Source organism: Paenibacillus sp. FSL W8-0919, from assembly GCF_038003785.1.
GTDB lineage: Bacteria > Bacillota > Bacilli > Paenibacillales > Paenibacillaceae > Paenibacillus_AQ > Paenibacillus_AQ lactis.
Genome location: NZ_JBBOPV010000001.1, coordinates 4,805,049 through 4,828,309 on the forward strand (window position 1 = coordinate 4,805,049; position 23,261 = coordinate 4,828,309).

Annotated in this window: 24 protein-coding genes; 4 read left to right on the plus strand and 20 right to left on the minus strand. The window is 49.9% G+C overall.

Annotated elements, in window-relative coordinates; translation table 11 throughout:
* Nucleotides 1-64 precede the first annotated feature (64 nt).
* The 13 genes from NST44_RS21750 to NST44_RS21810 all read right to left on the minus strand — a co-directional run bounded on the left by NST44_RS21750 (nucleotide 65) and on the right by NST44_RS21810 (nucleotide 12,560).
* A complete protein-coding gene (locus NST44_RS21750; RefSeq protein ID WP_007131320.1) occupies nucleotides 65-1,081 on the minus strand; it encodes a cytochrome d ubiquinol oxidase subunit II in 1,017 nt (338 codons plus the stop codon).
* Entirely contained in the window at nucleotides 1,078-2,442 is a 1,365-nt protein-coding gene (locus NST44_RS21755; protein WP_007131319.1) for a cytochrome ubiquinol oxidase subunit I, read from the minus strand. Before NST44_RS21755 ends, NST44_RS21750 begins: the two co-directional genes overlap by 4 nt.
* Nucleotides 2,443-2,745: 303 nt before the next feature.
* The gene (gene dnaN / locus NST44_RS21760) at nucleotides 2,746-3,885 is read right to left on the minus strand and encodes a DNA polymerase III subunit beta (RefSeq protein WP_167324119.1); all 1,140 of its coding nucleotides are present in this window, start codon (nucleotides 3,883-3,885) and stop codon (nucleotides 2,746-2,748) included.
* Between the two features lie 5 nt (nucleotides 3,886-3,890).
* Complete coding sequence (locus NST44_RS21765) at nucleotides 3,891-4,178, minus strand: ribbon-helix-helix domain-containing protein (RefSeq protein ID WP_232239236.1); 288 nt, start codon at nucleotides 4,176-4,178, stop codon at nucleotides 3,891-3,893.
* A 154-nt stretch (nucleotides 4,179-4,332) separates the two neighbouring features.
* Entirely contained in the window at nucleotides 4,333-5,073 is a 741-nt protein-coding gene (locus tag NST44_RS21770; RefSeq protein WP_007131317.1) for a CPBP family intramembrane glutamic endopeptidase, read from the minus strand.
* Between the two features lie 519 nt (nucleotides 5,074-5,592).
* Entirely contained in the window at nucleotides 5,593-6,519 is a 927-nt protein-coding gene (locus tag NST44_RS21775) for an NAD(P)-dependent oxidoreductase (protein WP_007131315.1), read from the minus strand.
* Nucleotides 6,520-6,603: 84 nt separating this feature from the next.
* Nucleotides 6,604-7,560 carry an NAD(P)-dependent oxidoreductase gene (locus tag NST44_RS21780; RefSeq protein ID WP_007131314.1) on the minus strand — a complete coding sequence of 319 codons (957 nt, stop codon included), beginning with the start codon at nucleotides 7,558-7,560 and terminating at the stop codon, nucleotides 6,604-6,606.
* 166 nt (nucleotides 7,561-7,726) lie between these two features.
* A complete protein-coding gene (locus tag NST44_RS21785; protein ID WP_007131313.1) occupies nucleotides 7,727-9,103 on the minus strand; it encodes a sensor histidine kinase in 1,377 nt (458 codons plus the stop codon).
* Entirely contained in the window at nucleotides 9,088-9,756 is a 669-nt protein-coding gene (locus NST44_RS21790; RefSeq protein WP_007131312.1) for a response regulator transcription factor, read from the minus strand. The genes NST44_RS21785 and NST44_RS21790 overlap by 16 nt, the downstream gene beginning before the upstream one ends.
* 29 nt (nucleotides 9,757-9,785) lie before the next feature.
* Nucleotides 9,786-10,553 carry a lantibiotic immunity ABC transporter MutG family permease subunit gene (locus NST44_RS21795; RefSeq protein WP_007131311.1) on the minus strand — a complete coding sequence of 256 codons (768 nt, stop codon included), beginning with the start codon at nucleotides 10,551-10,553 and terminating at the stop codon, nucleotides 9,786-9,788.
* 6 nt (nucleotides 10,554-10,559) lie between these two features.
* Nucleotides 10,560-11,306 carry a lantibiotic immunity ABC transporter MutE/EpiE family permease subunit gene (locus tag NST44_RS21800; RefSeq protein WP_007131310.1) on the minus strand — a complete coding sequence of 249 codons (747 nt, stop codon included), beginning with the start codon at nucleotides 11,304-11,306 and terminating at the stop codon, nucleotides 10,560-10,562.
* Nucleotides 11,303-12,031 carry a lantibiotic protection ABC transporter ATP-binding protein gene (locus tag NST44_RS21805; protein WP_007131309.1) on the minus strand — a complete coding sequence of 243 codons (729 nt, stop codon included), beginning with the start codon at nucleotides 12,029-12,031 and terminating at the stop codon, nucleotides 11,303-11,305. The genes NST44_RS21800 and NST44_RS21805 overlap by 4 nt, the downstream gene beginning before the upstream one ends.
* Nucleotides 12,032-12,068: 37 nt before the next feature.
* On the minus strand, nucleotides 12,069-12,560 hold the full coding sequence (locus NST44_RS21810) for a NisI/SpaI family lantibiotic immunity lipoprotein (RefSeq protein ID WP_007131308.1): 492 nt from the start codon (nucleotides 12,558-12,560) through the stop codon (nucleotides 12,069-12,071).
* 304 nt (nucleotides 12,561-12,864) lie between these two features.
* Between NST44_RS21810 and NST44_RS21815 the strand changes: the two genes are divergently transcribed.
* From NST44_RS21815 to phnE (NST44_RS21830), 4 genes are all read left to right on the plus strand, one after another.
* A complete protein-coding gene (locus tag NST44_RS21815) occupies nucleotides 12,865-13,971 on the plus strand; it encodes a phosphate/phosphite/phosphonate ABC transporter substrate-binding protein (protein WP_007131307.1) in 1,107 nt (368 codons plus the stop codon).
* A 123-nt stretch (nucleotides 13,972-14,094) separates the two neighbouring features.
* Nucleotides 14,095-14,865 carry a phosphonate ABC transporter ATP-binding protein gene (gene phnC, locus NST44_RS21820; RefSeq protein WP_007131306.1) on the plus strand — a complete coding sequence of 257 codons (771 nt, stop codon included), beginning with the start codon at nucleotides 14,095-14,097 and terminating at the stop codon, nucleotides 14,863-14,865.
* A 4-nt stretch (nucleotides 14,866-14,869) separates the two neighbouring features.
* Nucleotides 14,870-15,685: a phosphonate ABC transporter, permease protein PhnE gene (gene phnE, locus NST44_RS21825; protein ID WP_028404248.1), complete on the plus strand. Its 816-nt coding sequence runs from the start codon at nucleotides 14,870-14,872 to the stop codon at nucleotides 15,683-15,685.
* A 13-nt stretch (nucleotides 15,686-15,698) separates the two neighbouring features.
* Nucleotides 15,699-16,505, plus strand: coding sequence for a phosphonate ABC transporter, permease protein PhnE (gene phnE, locus NST44_RS21830; protein ID WP_007131304.1), 807 nt, complete (start codon nucleotides 15,699-15,701; stop codon nucleotides 16,503-16,505).
* 139 nt (nucleotides 16,506-16,644) lie between these two features.
* Here phnE (NST44_RS21830) and NST44_RS21835 read toward each other — a convergent pair whose 3' ends face one another.
* The 7 genes from NST44_RS21835 to NST44_RS21865 all read right to left on the minus strand — a co-directional run bounded on the left by NST44_RS21835 (nucleotide 16,645) and on the right by NST44_RS21865 (nucleotide 23,236).
* Nucleotides 16,645-18,228, minus strand: coding sequence for a bifunctional metallophosphatase/5'-nucleotidase (locus tag NST44_RS21835; RefSeq protein ID WP_007131303.1), 1,584 nt, complete (start codon nucleotides 18,226-18,228; stop codon nucleotides 16,645-16,647).
* A gap of 187 nt (nucleotides 18,229-18,415) precedes the next feature.
* The gene (locus tag NST44_RS21840) at nucleotides 18,416-18,856 is read right to left on the minus strand and encodes a nuclear transport factor 2 family protein (protein WP_007131302.1); all 441 of its coding nucleotides are present in this window, start codon (nucleotides 18,854-18,856) and stop codon (nucleotides 18,416-18,418) included.
* A gap of 22 nt (nucleotides 18,857-18,878) precedes the next feature.
* Nucleotides 18,879-19,589: an HAD family hydrolase gene (locus tag NST44_RS21845; RefSeq protein WP_244869104.1), complete on the minus strand. Its 711-nt coding sequence runs from the start codon at nucleotides 19,587-19,589 to the stop codon at nucleotides 18,879-18,881.
* Nucleotides 19,590-19,719: 130 nt separating this feature from the next.
* Complete coding sequence (locus NST44_RS21850; protein ID WP_340900604.1) at nucleotides 19,720-20,532, minus strand: ABC transporter permease; 813 nt, start codon at nucleotides 20,530-20,532, stop codon at nucleotides 19,720-19,722.
* The gene (locus NST44_RS21855; RefSeq protein WP_007131299.1) at nucleotides 20,529-21,479 is read right to left on the minus strand and encodes a daunorubicin resistance protein DrrA family ABC transporter ATP-binding protein; all 951 of its coding nucleotides are present in this window, start codon (nucleotides 21,477-21,479) and stop codon (nucleotides 20,529-20,531) included. Before NST44_RS21855 ends, NST44_RS21850 begins: the two co-directional genes overlap by 4 nt.
* 18 nt (nucleotides 21,480-21,497) lie before the next feature.
* Entirely contained in the window at nucleotides 21,498-22,325 is an 828-nt protein-coding gene (locus NST44_RS21860; RefSeq protein WP_007131298.1) for an NAD(P)H-binding protein, read from the minus strand.
* The gene (locus NST44_RS21865) at nucleotides 22,322-23,236 is read right to left on the minus strand and encodes a helix-turn-helix transcriptional regulator (protein ID WP_007131297.1); all 915 of its coding nucleotides are present in this window, start codon (nucleotides 23,234-23,236) and stop codon (nucleotides 22,322-22,324) included. The genes NST44_RS21860 and NST44_RS21865 overlap by 4 nt, the downstream gene beginning before the upstream one ends.
* Nucleotides 23,237-23,261: the final 25 nt, after the last annotated feature.

Consider the following 23,261-nt stretch of genomic DNA (forward strand, 5'->3'; position numbering starts at 1 on the left):
CTCCACCTCCTGTTTACGCACTCCCTCCAAGGTAATCCTAATTGTAGCGGGACAAGCGCCCACCTTATTTTTTGCCTTTGACATAATCCGCATCAAACAGAAAGAGCCGGAAGACCAGAATCAGGGACGGGATCAGCAGACAGAGCCCGCCGATAAAGGCCGCAACAAGCGCAGCTCCCATCGACTCATGCGTAGCGCCGCTCTGAATGGTAATGTACGGATCCAATATATATGGATACTGCCCGATGCCGTACGCGAAGAACGCGCAGAAAAATTGCAGCATGACGCAAATGAAGGCCAGTCCGTATCGGCGTCCGCTGTACAGCAGCCACAGCGCGATCATGAAGAAACCAACCGACAGCGCCAGCAGCCACCATAAGTCCATCATGTTCTGAAAATGCCGCTCATTATGTTGACTGAGATAAATAAATGCCGTGAGCGCGGCAATAATCGTCGGCGTGCTCCAGAACATGGCATAGGTCCGCATCAGCTTTAGGGCTGGCTGATCGCCTGCCCGGGAAGCGTAGAAGGCCAGGAACGTACCGCTAATAAACAGCACCGATACGATAGCCAGCGCCACGATGCTCCACGACAGCGGGCTTGTCATCAGCGCCCAATAATCCAGCGTAACCGCGCCTCTTGCCTCTGAGATAAAACCGCCTTCGGAAAGCGTCAGTGCGACCGACAAGGATGCCGGTATTAACAAACCTGTAGCCCCGTACAGAAACAGATAGACGATGTTTTCTTTGGAGCCGTAATTCTCGAATGCGTAGAAGGAACCGCGAATGGCCAGCAAAATCACGGCAATGCTCCCCGGAACAAGCAGCGAAGAGCCATAATAATAGGCCGTATCAGGGAAGAAACCGACGATGCCGACAAAGAAAAAGACAAAAAACACATTGGTAATCTCCCAAACCGGCGATAAATAGCGGGAGATCAATCGATTGATCAGATGATCCTGTTTGGTCAGCCGGGCATAGAAGGCAAAAAAGCCAGCGCCGTAATCAATGGAGGCTACAATTAAATAGCCGTATAAAAACAGCCAAAGCACCGAGATGCCTATCAACTCGTAACTGATCATACCGGCTCACCCTTTTCCATGGATTGAATAAACTTCTCTTGCCTTAACGATTCGAGCTCGGCCTCTGCCGGTTTGTTACGGAACAAGCGTCTCAGGACAAAGACACACATCGTGCCGAGCACAATATACAGCAGCAGGAACAGGAAGAAGAGAATCCTCACATTCGGTGATGTCGTAGCCGCCTCCTCTACGCGCATATATCCGCGAATAATCCACGGCTGCCGTCCGAGCTCCGCATAGAACCAGCCCAGCTCAACACCCAGAAACGCCAGTGGGATGCACGCGACGATGGCCCGAAGCAGCCACTTATTGAGCGAATTTCGTTTCTTCCAGAACAAGAACAAGAAATACAGAAATGCGACGGCCAACATCACAAAACCGATCATGGCCATGAAATCAAACAAATAGTGTACGAGCAGCGGCGGCCATTCACCTGGCGGAAACTCCTCCAGCCCCTTCACTTCGGCATCAAAGTCTCCAAAGGCCAGAAAGCTGAGCGCTTTCGGAAGGTGGAGCGCACCCACGATCTTCTGCTCCGCATTCAGCCAGCCCAATAAAATCAGATCCGCACCGCGCTCCGTCTCAAAATGCCATTCCGCGGCGGCCAGCTTCTCCGGTTGATGCTCCGCCAGGAATTTGGCGGACAGGTCCCCGGCTAAGGTGGTCAGCACGCTGAACACCAGAACAATAGCCATCATGAGCTTCAGCGCTTTTTTGTAATAAGCCGATGCTCCTTTTCTCAGAATAACGTAGGCTGCAATTCCCGCCAGCAAGGCGGCTCCCGTCAAATAGGCCGAGGTTAGGACGTGGAACACTTTTGAGGGAGTTGCCGTATTCAGCATCGCTTGCACGGGATCCACGGCCGTAAAGTGGCCAGCCTCCATGACAAAGCCTTCGGGCTGATTCATGAATCCATTCACCGACGTGATGAAAAATGCGGACATGCCGGCCCCCGCTACAATCGGAATTGTCAGCAGCCAATGGATATACGGATTGCGAAACCGGTCCCACGTGTACATATAGATCCCGAGGAAGATGGCCTCAAAAAAGAATGCAAAAACCTCCATAAACAAAGGAAGCGCGATAACATTCCCTGCCAGACGCATAAAGTTCGGCCACACGAGCGCAAGCTGCAATGCAATCGCCGTTCCGGTCACCACGCCCACTGCCACGGAAATGACAAAGCCCCGCGTCCACCTTTTGGCCATGAGCAGGTAATGCGGATCCTTCTTGCGAATTCCGACGAATTCGGCAATGGCGATCATCAGCGGCACCCCGACGCCAACCGTCGCAAAGATCGCATGAAACGCAAGCGTCAGCCCGGTTAGCCATTTGCTCCAAAGCACGGTATCTATAACCAAAATAAACTGCCTCCTTTCAAAACCCTGCACACTCGTTGATCGGGATAAGCCCTAACCAATACATACCCGATATTTAAACGATATTATAACGAAGCAATCTCTCAAATGAATCACGAAAGCGTCTCGTTCATGAAAGCATCGAATCTTTTCGACAACTCGGTGAAAAACAAAAAAACCACTCCATCGAGCCATTGAAGCTTTAGCTGATGTGTGGTATTTGCGCCTTGAAGTTCTCGGCGGAAATTTTATGGCTGACTAAATTCTTGCATTTTCCATTAATACATTAAAACTGGAAGATTCTCTTTAAGAAGATTTGGTCAAGACGGGAGTTAACAAGAACAGCCAATCTCTTTCTTCGCGGACTGGAAGTAATAAAATAGGACTCCTCGAACCGGTAAAACGTATCCGGATGTAATCTTCATTGACGCACCGTAACGTACTAATAAGAAACTTCCCATTAATCGTTATGCTAAAATTCTCTCCGGATTGCTCTTTTAAATCCAACTCATCACTTATACCACCAATCTCTGCCGTATTTGACAAGAGGGTCAATCTTCCTTCTGATATTTGCATTGTTACGAGATGATAACCAGCCAGCACAGACACGCGATCTAGCAATTGTCTAAATGATATATTGTCTAGGACAACCTCGGATACATGAATATGTGGGACTAGATTTCGGGTTGAGGGATATAATCCCTCAATCACTGCCGATTTAATAAGCAAATTAGGAGTCATAAATCTTATTTCATAATGATTTAATTCTATCACTACATCGGTAAAGCCGTCATTGGTCAGCATTTTAGCTATATCTATCAAACTCGTAGCAGGGATAATGGAGATTCCCGTCCACCCAGCATCGTTCTCAATCGGGATTGAGCATCTAGCCATTCGCACGACTCCATCTGTAGCAATCATCGTGAGTTGACTTCCTTGAATCTCCAAGCACACCCCCATAAAAACCGGTTTAGCGTCAGTAGTTGAAGCGACCCCCGCTACCTGTTTAATCATAGGTACTAACAAGTTGCACGGTACAATAAATTGATTGGTTGTTTGCTGATATTTATTTTGAGAAAAAAATGGGATGTCAGTATGTAACATCCCGTTCAACCGAACCTGTGTACTTCCGGATGTTATATATAATATTCGCTGTTCAATTACCTCAATAATTACAATATCATCCACTAATTTACGGCTAATTTCATATAAATAATTCGCTTGACAGGTAATACTCCCTTGATTAAATATTCGGACCTTACTATCTGAAGTGCAAACCTTGTATTGAACTGCCAGACTTGTACCAGTACCGCTAATAAAAATCCATTCATTCTGAACCAATATGTTTATTACAGATATCATAGACCCGCGACCGTTATTTGATACCGCTTTATATACATGTTGAATGGCCTTGACGAGTAATTCCCTTGAAATGTGTATTAACAACGAATTCACCCGTCTTTCTTATTTGCAGCGTAGTATGATTCAATCATGTTCCTTAAATATGCAGATCGAGAGATCTCCAGCTCCCCACATTCACGATCAATTTCTTCCCAGATTTCTTCAGTTAGAGTCAAAGATATCTTCCTCGTCATTCCGATCCCTTTTCTTCCAGCTCCCTCGCGCGCTCCCCCGCGAGTAAACATGAAACCTAGTTGACCGTTCTTTTTTGAAAGACCAATTTTTATTTGATCATCGTTCAAAGTATACCAGTCCTTTGTTTTGATTTTGGTTACCATTTTCAATATCGCTACTTACATCGTACCACATTTTTCTATCCGGCAACAAATAAAAAAACTAATAAAGTGCCCGTAGCTTCTACGCTATGGATATATTGTGAGTGCTGTTCCCCTTGTTATAACCGGCATCTTGTCAATTCCCCTAAACACCACGCTATATTAACCCGGAGGCTAATGTGAATATCGCGAGCCCATGCGTCAAGGTCGATGGAAGGATGCCATATTTCATGCGGACATAAGCACATACGATTCCCTCGTACAAGGTAAATAGTAAAATCGGTCCCCCAATATCCGTTACCGTTAGTGCCAAAAAGATGTGCCCGGTTGCAAAGAGAATTGCCGAAATTACAGCTGCCTTCATAGGTCCGCTAATTCGTTCAAAGTACCCCTGTAAATACCCCCGAAACAGCACCTCTTCCATGAAGTTGCCGGCCAATGCCATAAAAAGTAACGGAAGCAAAACATAAGGAGGAACCGCTCCTCCTCGCTCTTCCAGATCGATGAAGGAATAGATTAGAGCAAACGGTAGGACGACAATCAGAGCACCCAGCATTCCGGCGAAAACAGAAGCCGCCTTGCCTTTGCCGCACCAGAACAGGAGATTTAATAAAGGTTTATTCGTAACAACGATACTGAAAGTAAGAATGAGCGACATCATGCCAAGCGTGACGAGTAACCACCCATCATCAAGAAATCGAAGCCATACGGTTTGCCCTGTCGCCCCCAGTTTCCAAAAGCCGAGAGGGGTCATGGCATCCCGGATTAAAATGAATCCCAATACGAGAATGAAAAGCCTTGCCTCTACTGTCTGCTTTGGCAACAACAAATACGCCATGATTAACAACAGGATCCCCGGCATAATTCGCAATGAATAGTCCATGAATTGTTCTAACAAGCAGGACAACTTCCTTTCTGTGTGATTTTTACTAAACGTTGAGCTCTATCAGGATTGGGATCCAATCCAGTATAAAATGCGCAGCTATCCCCCTTTACCGATTGTTGCGCTTTCGCCTCCCCATAACAGTTCCCATCATACAATGTAAAAAACTGGTGGGTCTAGAGAAACAGTTTTGTTATGATCTCTAAAATTAGGGTGTTGGAAAAGATGGTGCCTTCCTAGAAAATAGATAGCTTCAATGAACAATTTTGTAGGAGTGCACAAAACCAATGAAGAACCCTCTCTTCAATGTCATGAGATATTTCAACATTGTCTTCCTGATCAAAAGCACACAAAAACGCATTGTCCCATACAATGCGTTTTTGTGTGAATTCTTATTCAATTGAGTTTGCTCCAAGTTCTCATTGGCCTTGTCAATCGTTCAAATCTGCGATGTCGAGCTAATTAAGTTAAGTGCAACAGATGGATTATGACAAGCTGCCTTCATTCCTATGGACCGAACATGTAACGGTTAACCTAGTGTTTTTGGAACATGTCAATTAGGCTCGTGAAGCTATCACCAGCGTGTCCTCTAGCAACACCGCGTTTGAAGACATCCAGGACAGCGGCCGGCAGCGAAGCATCGATTCCTGCTTCATTTGATGTTTGAACGACGTGTTCGACGCTCGCCAGCCCCATCGCAAGTTTCTCCACATCACCGCTGTGTGTCCCAGCGTCAATCCTGGGAGCGTAGAATTCCAGTAACTTCGGCATAGTGGATAGAATGTCCGAAACATAAGCCAGGAGCTGTTCAGCCGTGATTCCGTTTGCTCTCGCCACCGCAACTGCATGCAGGTTGCTGAGCATAGCGGTCCAGAAGACATCGATTTGCAACTGGTAGTACAACATGGCAAGTCCCGGGTCCTCGCCCTTATAGCTAGTACTGGTCAGCACCTCCAGGATATTTTGGTGATCGTCGAAGGTTTTCCTAGGGCCGCTATATAGAGTGACGGATTCTTTATTACCGATACCCGGAGGCGAGGCCAACACTCCGCCGGTGAGCTGTACGGCGTTGCGTTCGGCTAACCATTCTGACGCTTCTCGTACTTTTTCAGGGGTATCCGAGCTCAGGTTTACGATAACTTTTCCGGTTAATTGCTCCGAGATCGGTTCGAAAATAGCATACATCGCACGGTAATCCGTTAAGCTGAGAACGATCAAATCATTGGACGTAATCGCTTCGCTGACCGTGGATGCCTTCATCGCACCTTTAGCCATCAAATCATCGGCTTTACTTAACGTGCGATTCCACACAGTCACCTCATAGCCCTTATCCAAGAAAGCGCCGACGATCGCCTTCCCCATGGGGCCTAGACCGATAACCGTAACCGATAAACGACTCCCAACTTTTTCAGTTCCATGACTGGCAGACTTGTTTATGTTTTCAATATGATCACTTTTCATTGGAATAACTCCTTTCATGGGATTGTCACTAATTACGACGGTTTAGTCTTAAACGCCTATAAAGATGCACAGAAATAATCAAGTTCACGTGTTTTGGTGCTTTGCTTGTTTAAAAAGCTCGGTAACAGCGGAGAAGTCGTCATCGGGGAACCCGGCAGCGACACGCCGGTCCATAAGAGATTGGATCGGGTCGAGCAGCTCTGTACTAATCCCTTGGTCCTTGCTGGCTTGCCGAATATTTCTGAAACCCACCTGCTGCATGGCAAGTTTGGCCGAGACGCCAACCGTAAATTCTTTCGTGTCGAACTGGCGGGCTAGATTAGGTATGATGCCGGTAATTGCAGTGAGGTAGGGAATCAAGAGTTCTGACGAGAAAGCCTGTGCCTTGATCCCTTCTGTGGCAACTACCGAGATAGCGTGCATGGCACCGGCGAGCATCCCATACATCGCACCATTCATCGCTAGATCCAGCAAGGATGCTAAACCGGCATCTTCGCCTAAGTAGGTGGACGCGCCCATTACATCCAACAATTCCTTATTGGAATCGAAGGAGTTCTTGTTTCCTCCACTGTAGAGGATAAAAGCATCCTCGGTTCCGATGATTTGCGGAACGGCCATGATACCGGCATCGATATAATCGTAACCTCGATCCTTAGCCCATTGTGCGGTATCACGTGCCTGCTTAGGAGTTCCGTTCGTTAGGTTGAACAGAACACGACCCTTAAGTGCATCACCGAGTGGATCAAGGATTTCATGTACGGCATCGTAATCCAGAACGCACAGGATCACGACCGGGCTTGCCTGTATGGCTTCACGAGGTGTGGCAGCAAGCACAGCTCCCTGCTTCACCAAGGCTTCTGCCTTCGCTGCCGTCCGGTTCCAAACCGTCGTAGGATATCCGTTTTGCAAAAATACATTTGCTAATGCCTGCCCCATCTCGCCAAGACCGATGATGGTCACTGGAGAGAGAGCTTCGTTCTTGCTTTGATCGGTACTCACTTTGATTTCCCCTTTCCCTTGTCGAAAGAAATATCGAACCATATAGAACCGTCTCCTGTTGGCCGCGTTCGTCCTTTATTCTAGACCTTGACACTAGTGTCAAGGTCAAACAAAAAACCACTGATGCTTGATCAGTGGCTTTGTAGAACTGAGATACTCGGTCGAAACGATGGTGCTTCGAAATATATTACCGTTGGTAATGGGACTTTTATTTAAGCCGGGCGGGGATTTCAAGCGTTACCTCAGCCCCGCCTTGAGGCCGATTGGAAAGCTGTAAAGAGCCATGATGGAGCCGTGCTACATTATTGGCAAATGTTAATCCGATGCCGTAGTGACCTTTCGCTGAACGGCTCTTGTCTCCCATATAAAACAGCTGGGTAGCCTGCTCCAAACCTTCAGTCGTAAAACCGCGCCCGCTGTCCGTCACTCGAAATTGCACGTGCTGGCCCGATGAGGAGACCGCCATTCGAACTTCTCCACCGTCCGGCGTATGATCCGCTGCATTCGTCAAAATATTCATAACAGCACGATGGATCAGTTCATGATCAAATGCCGGCTCCAGCGTCACTGTCTCTTCCAGGTCGAGTGCAATCTCGATCCTGCGCTGCCCGATATAACCCGAGAAGTCTTGTATCAGCCCAACTGCAAAATCCCTCAGACAGGTGGGCTTGAGCGTTATGTTCATGTCCTGTTCCGTCTTTGAGATATGGATGAGCAGGCTGACATACTCTTCGATCCTGCTGCTCGCATTTAAGATATATTCGGTATATCCTGCATGCTCCTCGCTTTGCTCATCAAGGCTCAGCAGTTCGGCATTTCCTTTGATAATCGTGACGGGGATCTTGATGTCGTGAGCCAACGCACTAATCTGCTCCCGCTTCCGGGTTTCCGTTCTCCACTGGGCTTGAAGCGAAGCTTCCAGCGCTTTGGCCATTTCCTGAAGCGAGGACAAAACATCATCGAATTCCTTAATCGGTGACCTCTCCGCCTCCATACTCAAATCCCGATTCCGAATCCGCATGGTCAGCTGCTGAATGCGATCAAATTGCCGCTGTAATCGCCTGGCAAAGATCGTGGTCACCGCAAATACGATGCCAATGATCGCTATTATGCCGATGATGAGCGTCGTAAGCTCATAATCCGGAAAATGCGCTCTTAACCATGGCAATGTAAAGCGGGAACGGACCTTATAGTGGAGAACCACATATTCTTGCTCTCTTTCGACCACACGGTAAACGGCCTGCCCCTGATAGGCTGTTCTGTTCTGAATCGCTCGAATGGCCGCCTCCTCCCCGGAAGGATCCAGCGTGCCTTCAACCACCTGAAGCGTGCGTTTATCCACCACAACATAAGGAATGTCTTCAGGAATCAGTTCATGGGAAAACAATCTTGCCTCCTGTATACCCGGCTCCGCATCCAGAACCCGCCGTTCGTCATAATTGGCATGGACGACGAGACCTGCATTTATCGCCAGTCTGTTTAGGAGAACACCCAGCAGGACCAATACAATAAGGCAAACGGATAAGAGGATGACGTAATGCAGCAGTTCCCGCCTAAGGCTGGATTGTCTTAATCGTTGTCCCATCGGTAGCCCACTCCCCACACCGTTGAGATGGGAGAGACCCCACACGCCTTGAACTTACTGCGAATCGACCGGATAAACTCCGTAATCGTCGTAAATAAGGCATCTCCATCAATCCCGTAAACCTCCTCATGGATTTCTTCACGGGTGAATACCCGCTCTCTTCGTCGAACGAGCAGCTCACAGATTTTGTATTCATTCGGAGTCAGCCGAACCTGATGATCCCCTACCCATACTTCCTTCGCGTCAAAATCAAAGCTGACTCCCGAAACGGTAAGCCTGGACAAGCTTTTCTCCCGTGATTCTCTCCGCAAATGGGCATTCACCCGCGCACTAAGCTCTTTAACGCCGAACGGTTTTGCGATATAGTCGTCCCCTCCATGCATCAGCCCGTTCACCACGTCCTCCTCGTCCGACTTGGCCGTGAGAAAAAGAATCGGGCAGCTGACATACCCTCGAATCTTCCTGCACAATTCGAAACCGTCCACGTGAGGCATCATGACGTCCAACAGGATCAGATCGTATCCTTGAAATGCTTCAGGCTGGATCTCCGTCACTTCCGATCGGGTAATCACCTCATGACGGTCACGTCGCAGAATATTTGCTATCAATGCCAAAATGTCCATTTCGTCGTCGATTGCCAGTATTTTTGCCATCCTTACACCTCTTTCTATGTACAAGCGCCTTATTCATGCGCAGTCTTTCCTTCCCATCGGCGAAACCAGGCGATGCTTACCGCAAGACCGACCGCAGTCAACGAGACGGCAAATCCCATGCCCTGCGCCATCTTGTCTTGCACGTAGTTCGCCATTTCCGGAGCCAAGGAGCCGTCCAATACCATGCCGGTTAAACCACTGAATCGAACTCCCCACGCCCAAGGCACGTACATCCATACCTGATCGCCAAGACCGGTCGCCATGAGCGCAGTCATCAGCAATCCGGCTCCTCCCATAAGGATCGATGCGCCCATCCCGAACACAAACGCAATAAATAAATGCATCATCAGCAGCATGAAATTGGAACATGTAAGCCAGAACCACCCACAAACGTAACTCCAAATAGGAATATCGGTCAAGCCCATCCCCCATTTCATACCCCCGATCCAAAGGATTACGGCAAAGAATATCAATAATCCTTGCAATAAGAGCAACAAAAGCAGTTTGCTCATATATCCGCTAATCCTGGATGTCGTTCCCCCGAGCAGCACTTGGAAATGGCCGGCTTGCCTTTCCTGGTCAATCATGAAGCCAGCCGCAAGTCCTATGAAAAAGGGCAGCGCAACGCCCAAACTCTCCATGTAGAACAAATACATCTGTGAGGAAGATTCTGTCCTGCCGGTAAAATACGCCAGAAAAAGCGCGGCGTAAGCGACGGGAATTGCGGCGAGAATCCACATAAGCTTGGTTCGCTTGAGCTTCATCAGATCGGCTCTAAAACATCCCCATACGTTCATTCCCTGTCAGCGGCCTCCTTTGCCGCTTCGAATTTGCGGACCAAATCGCTGCATCGTCAACATGCTTAGTACCGCCGTAAGTAACAATGACATTCCAACCCCTATCGGCAGAACCTTCATATCCAGCATCGCATGCCCCGGCTCCAGCAATGTCCCATTGGGGTGGACTCCGGCAATCGGAGCCATCAGCCGGATGGACCAGCTCCATGGGCATGCCCACCAGAATGTCCGTGAGGAGAGCGGAATCCCCAGGCCCATTGCACATGCGATGTTGATTCCGATCGCTGTTGCTGCTCCCCATTTTTTGGCGACCCACATGAACAGGGGAATTTCCCAGAGAGTGGTTAGCCACAGCACCAATGCGGACATGAACGTGGCCATCGTAATGATGCTCTCTCCCGTAAAGAGCATGCCGACCGCCCCCAGAACCAAAAGATAGGCCGCGAAGGCTGCAAGAGAGTAGATGCTAATCACGATCAGCTTGGCTAGCCAGATATTTCGGAGCGAAACCGGAAGCAGATAGACCCCTTGATATCGTGAAGCAAGCTGTTCCTTCTGATGGGTCTGGACGGCCCATAGAGCGAGCATCAGCGGCAGGAACAGAATAGACCACCAATTAATGGTATTGGATACAAAATACATCGGATTCATAAGCAACGAAAACGCCACATTTGCGATGGGTACCAGAAAGAAAAGCTTGGTTGAAAACGTACGTTTGAGCTTTAGGCGTTCCGATCGTAGATAAGGAATCATCTGTACCCCCCCTTTCGTCTTGCAGGAGTTGTAGCGACATCCATAAATAGTTGCTCTAAATTTTGTCCGGATTGAACTTCCCCTTCATATAGCAGCTCGCCGTGGTTAATAATACCGATTCGGTCGGCTGTTTGTTCCACCTCGGACAACAAATGACTGGAAAGGATGACGGTCACCCCTTGACGGGGAAAAGAACGGATCAGCTCACGGAGCTCATGGATACCGACCGGATCCAGCCCGTTCGTAGGCTCATCGAGGATGAGCAAACGGGGGCGGTTGAGCAGTGCAATCGCTATTCCTAAACGCTGCTTCATCCCCATTGAAAAATTCCTTGCTGTTTTTTTGCCGGTCGTTGACAAATTCACCAAATCCAATACTTCTTGAATTCGCGAATCCGGAAGCCCGAGCAGCAGGCTGCGAACCTTCAGGTTTTCGAAAGCCGTTAAATTTCCGTAAATCGGCGGAGATTCGATCAACGCTCCGATTTGCTTCAAATCCTGCCTGCTCCAGCGGTGACCGTCAAACCAGATGCTGCCGGATGACGGCGCAATGATGCCGGTCAGCATCTTAAGCGTCGTCGACTTGCCCGCTCCGTTAGGGCCGAGAAGTCCATAAATGCAGTTTGCAGGCACCTGCATGGAGAGCTCCTTGATGACGTTTTCCTTGCCAAAGCGCTTGGAAACCTTCTTCATTTCTAATAAAGGGCCGTTAACCATTTTCATCATTCCTATCCTTTGTAATATGTTGAATTGATGCAGTTCTTTACTCTTCACGGACCAGCTCTGCTTCCAGAACCTTCCGGTTAAGCTCAATGATGATCCGGTTGGAGCTCCCCTTGGGCTCTCCTTTATGTCGATAGACGGAACCATACGTCATGGGATTTTTCTCCCGAATTTCATTCGGATCAAGGTATAGGTAGGGCTTCTTCAGTTCATCCTCGGTCCACCTCTTCCCCTCCTGATCCACATAATACGTTTCGCCGATAAAACCTATACGGCCGCCTTTAGACTCCGGATCGGCTTCCCCTTGCAGCTCATACAGTCTTCCGTCGAACACCAGACGGTCCAGTCGCCCTTCATCGATAAGCTGCTCGATCGTAAGGTCCGTTTCCTCGTCGAGTTCCAATGTATAGTGGGCTGTTTTTTGCGTTTCCTCAACCACCTTTTGCGTGAACTGTTCCAGCCTTTCGCATCCTGTTAGTAGGAGCAGCGCGCTAACCGTAAAGAGGATCCAGCCTTTGGACGTTATCTTCATGTAACAAGCCTCCTTATATCCTGCATGTCAAAGATGATGTGGTAACAACAACGGTAATCGGGAAATATCAGAGAACCATCAAGATTCGAAGATTTTCTTCATGCCATGCAAAAAAGCCGCCTTCAAGGCGACTACTTTTAGTTTACATAATATTTATTATGTTTCTTTGGAAAATCCTACATATTTATAACTGACTTAACACAAGGTTAATCCATCGATAATAAAGCGATTATACAATTGGGTTGGCTTTCAAGGCCGAGGTCAGCCCGTGTCTTGAGAATCACTATTATAATCAGGGGGACTTATGTTGAAGAAAAAAATGACGCTTGTATCCGTATTCGCTTTGGTTATCGCGCTGCTTGCCGGCTGCGGCTCCAGCTCCAGCTCCGGCTCGGGCAATTCAACGCCTGATGCCCCATCATCGCCGACTTCGACTTCCCAATCCACAGGCGGTTCGGGCACAGCGGCTCAGACAATCGAAGCGCTGAAAATCAGCTTCGTCCCGTCCAAGGATCCGGATCAAATCATTACGGCAACGGATCCGCTCAAGGAATTGCTGAAGAGCCAGCTAGCATCCGAGGGATTTGATGTCGGAAAAGTCAGCATTGATGTAGGAACCACCTATGAAGCCGTCGGCGAAGCACTGACTGCCGGTACAACGGATGTCGGTTTTATACCGGGCGGCACATATGCTCTGTACGATGACGGAGCCGACGTCATTTTGACCGCCACCCGTGCTGGATTATCCAATGACTCCGACCAGGCTAAGGACTGGAACGATAATAAGCCGACCCAGCCGACAAGCGATCAGGCAACGTATTATCGGGCTCTGTTCATTGCAGGTCCATCCGATAAAGGTCAAACATTGGCTGCCAAAATCAACAACGGAGAAGAACTGACATGGGAAGAGTTGAACGATGCGAACTGGGCTGTGATGTCCACCTCTTCTTCCGCCGGATACATTTACCCTACGCTGTGGCTGCAAGACAACTATAACAAAAGCATTACCGACCTTTCCCACGTCGTAACATCCGACTCTTACGGCAGTTCCTTCGCCCGACTGGCGGCCGGACAAGTCGACATTATCGTTGCTTTCGCGGACGCAAGACGCGACTATGAAGAGCAATGGACAAATGAATTCGGCCGTAAACAATCGATTTGGGACGAAACGAATATTATCGGGGTCACTCAAGGCATTTACAATGACACCATTAGCGTCAGCAAGAACAGCCCAACCATGAACGACGAGCTGAAGGCCGCGCTTCAAAAAGCCTTTATCGCCATCGCCCAGACGGAGGAAGGGAAGAACGTGATCGCGGTATACAGCCACGAAGGCTACAAGGAAGCACAGCCTTCCGATTACGACGGCGAGCGCAAAGCGCAGGAGATAATTAAAAACTTGAAAAAATAATAAACACCGCATGATCGTCCAACGACTTTATTCTTTTATTAAAAGTGAGAGCATCAAGCCTTTAACCGATGTTCTCCTTTTTTTCTGTTCAGCAGCTGAATATGCGAGGATTGGAGTTTAGCCATGATTGAGTTTAACCACGTAAACAAGACGTATCACAACGGCACGAATGCACTCAAAAATATCAATCTGAAGATCGAACAAGGAGAGTTTGTGGCCGTAATCGGTTTATCCGGTGCAGGCAAGTCTACGCTGATCCGCTGCATTAATCGCATGCACGATATCACCAGCGGCCACCTTTACGTGAATCATGTCGATGTGTCCAAATTGAAAGGAAAACAAATTCGCCGTTTCCGAAGACGGATCGGGATGATCTTCCAGTCCTTCAATTTGGTCACTCGAATGAGCGTCATCAAGAATGTTCTGGTTTCCTTCGTGCCTGACCTTCCGATGTGGCGCAAGCTGACCGGTGTATTTACCAAGGAACATAAGCTCAAAGCATTGGAGGCTCTCGATAAAGTCGGCATTCTGGATAAAGCATACGTGCGAGTAGACCAGCTCTCGGGCGGGCAGCAGCAGCGTGTAGCGCTGGCGCGAACACTCGCCCAGAATCCGGATATCCTGTTGGCGGACGAGCCGATTGCTTCACTGGACCCGGTAACGTCGAAATTGGTTATGGACGATTTCAAAACCATCAATCAGACCATGAAGATTTCTGTGATCATGAACATTCATCATGTGGAGATCGCGCTGGAGTATGCCGATCGCATTATCGGAGTGCGCGAAGGCGAAATCGTCTTCGACGGAGCAGCCGATCAGGTGACCAAGGAAACCCTCGATAACATTTACGGCAGCAAGTCCAATGAAACTCCATTTTTGGCGGAGGCGAATTAGGCGCATGTTTGATAAATGGTTTCCTCCCAAAAAGATGGTTCTTCCAAACGGTAAAATTGTCCTGGAAAAAAGATCGCGGCTTCCCCTTACCTTGCTCACGCTCGCAGCCGTGACCGCGTTATCCGTCAATTTGACGGGGTTCAGCCTACATGTTCTGTTCACGAGGATCCGCCAGTTTTTTATCATTCTAGGCGAGATGATCCCTCCCATATGGAGTTATACGCCACAGCTGTGGGGAGCCTTGCTGGATACGCTGCAGATGTCCGTGCTTGGGTCGATGATCGGCGCCCTTCTGGCTCTACCGTTCGCCCTGCTTGCTTCGTTCAACGTCATTCGCAACAAAGCGGTCGTGACCATTTTTAAAGTTATGCTTAGCCTGCTCCGAACATTGCCGACGCTGGTGACAGCGCTGATTGCAACCTTCGTTTTCGGATTGGGACCGACGGCGGGCCTGGTGGCCATCCTGCTCTTTACCCTATCGTACGTCGGGAAGCTTCTGTACGAGCAGATCGAAAACGTCGATATGGGCTCCTTCGAAGCCATGGAGTCCATTGGCATGACCCGTGTTCAAGCCTTTCGCTACGCTATTTTTCCAGAAGTGCTCCCGCGTTATCTGTCCACCACTTTGTTTTGCTTTGAGGGGAACGTGCGCTATGCAGCCATTCTCGGTTATGTAGGGGCAGGCGGAATCGGACTCTTGATCAACGAAAATCTCGGATGGCGCGACTATCCGCGCGTAGGTATGATCATTTTGTCGCTGGGAGTCACCGTATACGTGATTGAAACGATCAGCGAGCATTTTCGAAAAAAGTTAAATTGAGGAGATCCATGCTATGACGACAATTGAGAAGCAGCTGCTTGCATCCCCCCGCAATCATCGCTATGTGTTGACCGTGGCGGCAATCGTTCTGATTTTGCTCGCCTGGTCATTAAGCGCTGTAAGCTTTAAAGACGTGAACCAAAACGGACTGGCAATCGCCCTTAACATATTGAAAGGCATTGTCCATCCGGATTTGGACCTGCTGTTCAGCGTCTCGAAGCAGAGTGTTCTCTACCTGCTCGTTCAAACGACGGCCATTGCATTTCTGGGTACGCTGGTGGGTGCCGTGCTGTCTGTTCCGCTCGCCTTTTTGGCCGCCTCCAATATCATGCCGAAGCCGATCGCTTGGCTTACAAGAATGCTGCTTATTATGATCCGAACGATCCCTGCCCTCGTCTATGGGCTGATGTTCATCCGGGTATCAGGTCCGGGACCGTTTGCCGGGGTGCTCACGATCGGGCTGACCTCGATCGGTATGCTGTCCAAGCTTTACGTGGATGCGATCGAGGAGCTGGACAAGAAAGTCCTGGAGTCGATGACATCCATCGGCTGTACCACTTTTGAGAAGATCCGCTATGGAATTATTCCGCAGTTGTTCTCGCTGTTCCTGTCCGTTACCATTTATCGGTTCGACATGAACATGCGTGAGGCTTCAATTCTAGGACTCGTGGGAGCCGGCGGGATCGGAGCGCCGCTGATCTTTGCCATGAACAGCTATAAGTGGAATCAGGTCGGCTCCATCTTAATCGGCCTTGTCATCCTTATCCTCCTTATCGAATGGTTCTCGAACAAGCTTCGATCCAAACTGGTCCAAGGATAACAAGCTTATCTGACGGTCCTAATATGACGCTCCGTTCATCCGTAAACGCATAAACCTCCAACCCTGATGCAGCGCAGGATTGGAGGTTTTTTTCATAGGATGTCATACAAATGGTTGGTTTTGTTATGTGCGGATCTATTTAGTAGACGACCTTCCAGTTGTGATCGCAGACGGCATGGATGACCTGATGCTTCAAAATATAATCGGCCAAAATCTCCGTCATGTCCGTCGGAATCTCCCTGACGACAGGCTTGTTCATCAGCATCCGGAAGTTTCCGCCGCCTCCCGCCCGATAGCTGTTCATCACCACTTCGAACGTAGCGTCGGGATCCAAGGGGTGTCCGTTCCGCTGCAGCTTAATAACCCGTTCGCCTTCGGATCTTGAAATGTCAAGCTCATAGTCAATCCCCTCCCACATGTCGTAGTTGAAGTGCTGCGGCTTCGGCTCCAGGTAACTCTCTGACACTTGCAATTGCCCCAGCTTGTCCAGAGTAAAATAACGGGCGTTCTGCTCCAACGCGTCCCGGATATCGCGTCCGGTTAGGAGAATCACCTTCAACGTATTGGGGTAGATATAGTTGGACACCACATCCCGAATCGTAATTTCCCCAAGGAAGCCCCGGGCTTCATTCGTAAAGATCGTGGCGCAGGATATACTTGCTCCCGTAACTTCCATTTGCACCCGATTGACGAACTCCGTGAATGCGTGATCCCCCAGTCTTGCCTCGAAGGGGTCCATGATGGACATATCGCCCTCGGCCCTGCCGATCGGCTGATCCAGCCAGGCTTGCGTTTTCCTTTCTTGCTCGGCAAACATCGCAAGCACGACATGATCCGCCTCTGCTTGCTCCGCTGGCAGCAGCTGGGCGCTCTTGCCGCGGATCGACCATCTGCCTTCCTTCTCCCGCTCGAATGTCAGCTGAACCTTGGCGATTGCCTGTCCTGCGGAACCGGGCTGAGCAAATACAACGCCGTTCAGCTCGCCGGCAAGCAACCGATGCTGGTGCCCGGTCAGCAGCACGTCGAGGCCTTGTAGGCGCATGCACATCTCGTAGCCTTGATTTTCTCCCGTCTGCGGTTCAGTAGGGTCTCCGGTAGCAGGATCCCGCTCGAAACCGCCATGATAGCATACAACAACAGCGTCGGGACGTTCGTTTTCTCGAATATGGTTGATCCATCGCTGTCCGGACTCAAGGGCATCCTCAAAGGTTAAGCCGTGAATGTGCTTAGGCTCTTCCCAGTGTGGGATATGATGGGTGGTGACGCCAAGCACCGCGACCCGAATCCCCTCTTTCATCTCAAACATCCGGTAAGGCTGCCCGAACGCCGGACGACCGCCTTGTTCGTTCATAATATTCGCGCACAGATAGGGACAGGTTGCGTCCTCGATCGCTTGATTCAACAGCTCCTGCCCGTAATTGAACTCATGATTGCCGATCACCGCCGCATCGTACTGGAGTGCGTTCAGCGCGCTTGCAGCGGGGTGCGTGCCGGTTCTGTCGTACTTGGCGTAATGATACATAAACGGCGTACCCTGCAGAAGGTCCCCGTTGTCCAGCAGTATAAGCTGCGGGGCTTCCAGCCGTTCTCTGTGAATGATCTCAGCCAGCTTGGCGAGCCCAATGGGCTTGTCCCCGGGCCCCCGATAGTCCGTCGGATAAATATGGCCATGAACATCGCTGGTTTCCAATATCGTAACGACTACTTTTTCTTTCGGCTCCACTCCGCGTGTCCTCCTATCGTCTCCGTGTTCAGACCTTACAGTCTTCTATTATACGGGTGGAGTATTATGGATATATAAAAAAACAATATGAAAAGGGGGGAAAAATGAAAATGATCTTATTTACGGGCGGAGGCTCTGCTGGCCATGGAACATTGCTTTTATACCCAAGCTCGTTGATGCAGGTTGATCAATCGGTTATATAACTTTCCCCTAAATGCTTTTCGGGGAGAATCGCTTTTCCCTTCTCCTCATACCAACGGATCATTTTCCAGGAACCGTTGATCTTCTTCCAGACCTCGAGTGAAATAGCACGGATTATTCGATTATCGCTGAGATGCGTAACCTCATATGAAACGGCAGCTTGATCCTCTGATTGAGAAACGATTTTTAAGCCTGAGAAAATGAACTTAAAGCTCTTGCCTTTATAATAATTTGCAGCGTCTTCATTTCCCTTTCTGATCTGCTTAGCGTTATAGGTTTCCATCTTCCCGGACGAAGGCATGTACAGCATGCCCTGAAAATCATCCGCGTAGAGCGCGTTCATTTCTTCAAACTCCCCGTTTACAAATTGATTGTGGAGTTCCTCTAGCCGATAGATTTTTGATGCGAGCTCTGCTTCAATACTCATGATCGCAGCTCCTTTGATTGAGTTAGTTTGATCCTATCGATTTAATGATGTTCGGAATTTCCATTAAATCATCGCAAATTGCATCAGGCAGCATCGACGAGGCGTCCTTCGTTTTAAGAATGGTGAACATTCCAAGTTCTTTGGCGGGAATGATATCTGCTTGGATGCTGTCACCAACAAATACAGTACATCTTCCGATTGATTTCAAATGCTTCAGAGCGATTTGAAAGATAGCATGATCAGGCTTCTTGATATTCACAGAACCGGAAGTAACAATGTCGGTGAAATAGCCGTGAATGCCTAATGCGGATATTTTGTTTCGTTGATAAAAATCTCGGCCGTTCGTGACGATTCCTAACTTATACCCTTCCCTCTTTAACGTACGGAGCATCTCACGCAGCCCATCATATCCAACGCAATAAAGATGAAACTTGTGGTTTAGATCCGCAAGCAGCTCATGATATAAGTTCCAGTCAATCTTAAAGAACTCTATTAGCTTTCGGTAAACCTCTTCCTTCGGCATGATCATATGATTAAGCTCAGAGAATTTTACGATAAATTCATTCCTATCCGGAATGAACTTGTCCAAAGAATATTGCTCATATTGATAATTGGCAAAATTGACGAGTGACTGGGTTTTATCGAGCAAGGTTTGGTCAAGGTCAAAAATAACCGTATCGATTATGTTCAACATAAGCTTATCATACCACATATTGGAAACTACAACTTCCATCTCTCTTTAAAAAACTTATGCTATATAGATAGGCCAACCAGAAAACTCTGGCTGACCTTTTGCAATTCATACGATATCCACGTTATTTAGGTCTTTATGGATGTGCTATCCCTATCCCTATCCTTGTCCTTTACCCTCGTATTTGCCTCCTCAAGTAAATACTGATCGTCAAAGGAGCGAAAATAACGATAAACAGCAGCACAACACCGATGCCTGCCGCCAGCTCAGCGGCACCCGCCGTTCCGCTCAGCAGTCCTCGCGTAAGGGTAACAACAATACTTATCGGGTTCAAGTCGATCGCCACCTGCAACCAGCGCGGCATTGTCGAAGTATCGACAAGCACGTTGCTGGCAAATAGAAGCGGGTAAACAATCATCATGCTCGTACCCGACACGGTCTCTGGCCGCTTGGCCGCATTGCCGATGAGTGCAAAGACCCAACTAGTACCGAATGCAAATAAGAGGACATAAAGTGCAGCTGCCATGGTACCTTCGAGGCCGCCGTCCGGCCGAAATCCAAGCCCAAACCCCATCGTCAAGACAACGAGTAGTGCCACTGCATAGCGCAAGCTGTCTGCGATGATCGAGCCGAAAATGGCTGCGGGCTGCCAGAAAGGCAACGTACGAAACCGGTGGTAAACGCCTTTGGCGATATCCGTGCAGATTGTCGTACCACTGTACACCGTCATCGGCACCACCGTCAGCACCAGGATGCCAGGCAACAAATACTGAATATATTCCCAAGCGGAACCGGCAATCGCTCCGCCGAACAGAAAGGTGAATATGAGCAGCATAATGATTGAAGACAACACCGCTTCAACGGCAAGGCCGAAAATGTTATTACGCATGTGATGCAGCGTTCGCCGCATGAACAGTCCTGTCGCGGTCAAGCCGCCTGGACTTTGGCCTGGCTTTCGGGCACGAGATGCTTGTATGGAACTCATCGCGTCGCCTCCTTTCCGGTTGTGGCGGTCAAAGCGAAAAATACGTCGTCAAGGCTTGGATCACTCAAGGCGAAATCCTTGATCGCCGTTTGGTGCTCCATAAGCGTACCGATCGCAGCGTGTGCCAGCGAAGCTTCCCGAACCGCCGCTTTTACGGTCACCCCGTCTTCATCCGTATGGGCACTTAGCCCATGTTCGTCTGCAAACAGACGACAGATCTCATACGGATCGGTTTCTGCTGACAGACGGATCGTCAGTGTTTTGCCGCCGGTCGATGCTTTGAGCTGCTCCGGCGTGCCGGTGGCGATAACCCTTCCGTCTGCGATGAAACCGATCCGATCGGCCAACTGGTCTGCCTCTTCGAGATACTGCGTCGTTAACAGCACGGTTGTCCCCTTCTTCACCAGCAGGCGAATCGCCTCCCACAGCTCGCGCCGGCTCTGCGGATCGAGTCCGGTGGTTGGCTCGTCGAGGAACATCACCTCGGGCTGCGAGAGAATGCCGGCGGCGAGGTCCAGGCGCCGGCGCATGCCGCCGGAGTAGGTTCCGACGGTTCGATCACCTGCATCCCCCAGCCCGAATGATTCCAGCAACTCAGACGCCAGTACGACGGCTTCTTTATGCGAAAAACCGTGGAGCCCGGCGAACAGCCTCAAGTTTTGCCGGCCGGTCAACGATTCGTCCAGCGCCGCATACTGGCCAGTAACGCTGATTCGCCTGCGTACATCGGCTGCATCGGCGACAACATCGCTGCCGCAGATGTACGCCGTTCCCCCATCCGGACGCAGCAGGGTGGTTAACATGTGCAGCGTTGTTGTCTTCCCTGCTCCGTTTGGTCCAAGAAGCGCGAACAGCTCTCCTTGCCGAATCGCCAAATCCACCCCGCGCACAGCCTCATGCCCCCGGAATGATTTGCGTAAGCCTTTCGCTTCAATGGCGTACTTCATGGGCCCTCCTCCAATCTCTTATAGAAACTCCCGTTTATGCTCGGCTGCCCAATCGGCGAACGTACGCGCCGGCCGTCCGAGCACCTCCTGGACCGTCGACAGCACCGTATATCCAGCCTCCGGCGGATTTTTTGCGATCTGCACGAAAAATTCGACGCTCTCCTCGTCATACCCCTGCTGCCGCCACTGCTGCCTTGCTTCTTCCTCTGTCAGTTCGACGAACGGGATTTCCTTGCCAATCGCTGCAGCGATGGTCCGTACTGCTTCCTTACGCGTAAGCGCTTCGGGTCCGGTGAGCGGATAGCTGCGTCCGTGATGTCCATCCTCAAGCAGGGCCAGGACCGCAACCTCCGCAATGTCTCCTTCGTGCACGCGCGCGCTGAGAGCATCTCCATAAAACTCCCGGACAACGCCTTCCGAACGGATCGTATCGCGCCAATCCACCAAGGCATTGGCCATAAATTCTGCAGGCTTCACCAGCGTCCATTGCATGCCGCTTGTTCTAAGTGCTGCCTCGACCGGCCCCTCTTCATAGCCGACCAGAACGACAACGCGCTTTACACCAGCCTCTTTCGCGAGCTCCACCATCTCCGGGTCCGTGTTAAGATCCGCGTTCGGTTCGTCACTTGAAGTGATCAGGAAGATTGCCTCTACCCCCTGCAATGCATCCTTCAGCGTACCCGGCTTCATCAAATCGCCTTCGGCGATCTGCACGCCGTCCGGCAGCTTCTTTCTCGCCCGCTCCGCATTTCTCGTTAATGCGCGCACGGATGCGCCTTGTTTCAACAGCAGCTCCGTCACATGCTGTCCAACCGTACCTGTTGCCCCTGTTACCAGAATCGTCATATCCGATCTCCTCCTCGTGGTTTCGCGTAGTGTTGGCGAATGGCTTCGATATGCGCGATGACGTCGCGCCGAAGGTCTTCCGGCGATATGATGTCAACATTTGTCCCGTAGCTCGTGATGACCGACAATGCATACTCTTTTTTATAGAAGATCGTGCGAACTTCAACGCAATCGCCCTGATACGTGCATTCTCCCGGGAATTGCTCCAGTACGCGAGTACGTACCGACAGGTCGAAACGAAGATGTGCATGAATCCCATGCGCTTCTTCCTGTTCCGGCTCATCGAGTAGGGGCTGCGGTATAAACGTTTCTTCCATCACCTGGAGTTCCGTAATCCGCGAGATGCGAAAATACCTTTTCCCTCGGCGTGACCTGCAGTACCCTTCCAAATACCAGACACCTTTCTCCCAGAGCAATTTTCCCGGCTCCACGCTGCGCTCGGACGGTGTGCCGGATGCGCTCGTGTATGCCAGTCGAACGATGCGCGATTGCCGGATTGCCTGAAACAGCTGCCGAATCCTATCCCGTTCGCTCTCCGATGCGCTCATGCTCAAAATAACCGCCTCGCGGTTGCTTTCGTTCGCCAAGCCCGGGTGCAGGCTGACCAGCTTCCGCATCGCAGGCGCTACGGCACCTCCCATCGAACCTTCCATCGCCTTCAAGAGCGTGTAGATGACCGACAGATCGTCGACTGAGAAGTGCTGCCTTGTCAAAAAATATCCGTCCATCAGCTCGAATCCGCCGTCTGCGCCGGTGAACGATGCGACCGGAATTCCGGCCAGATTGATTAACTCGACGTCACGATAAACCGTGCGCACCGATACTTCAAACTTGGCGGCTAGCTCCGTTGCGGTCACTCTTTTTTTGGCCATCAGCTCAAGCGTCATTCCAAGCAAACGCTCCAGTCTCACGGTGATCCTCTCCTCTGTCGATGAA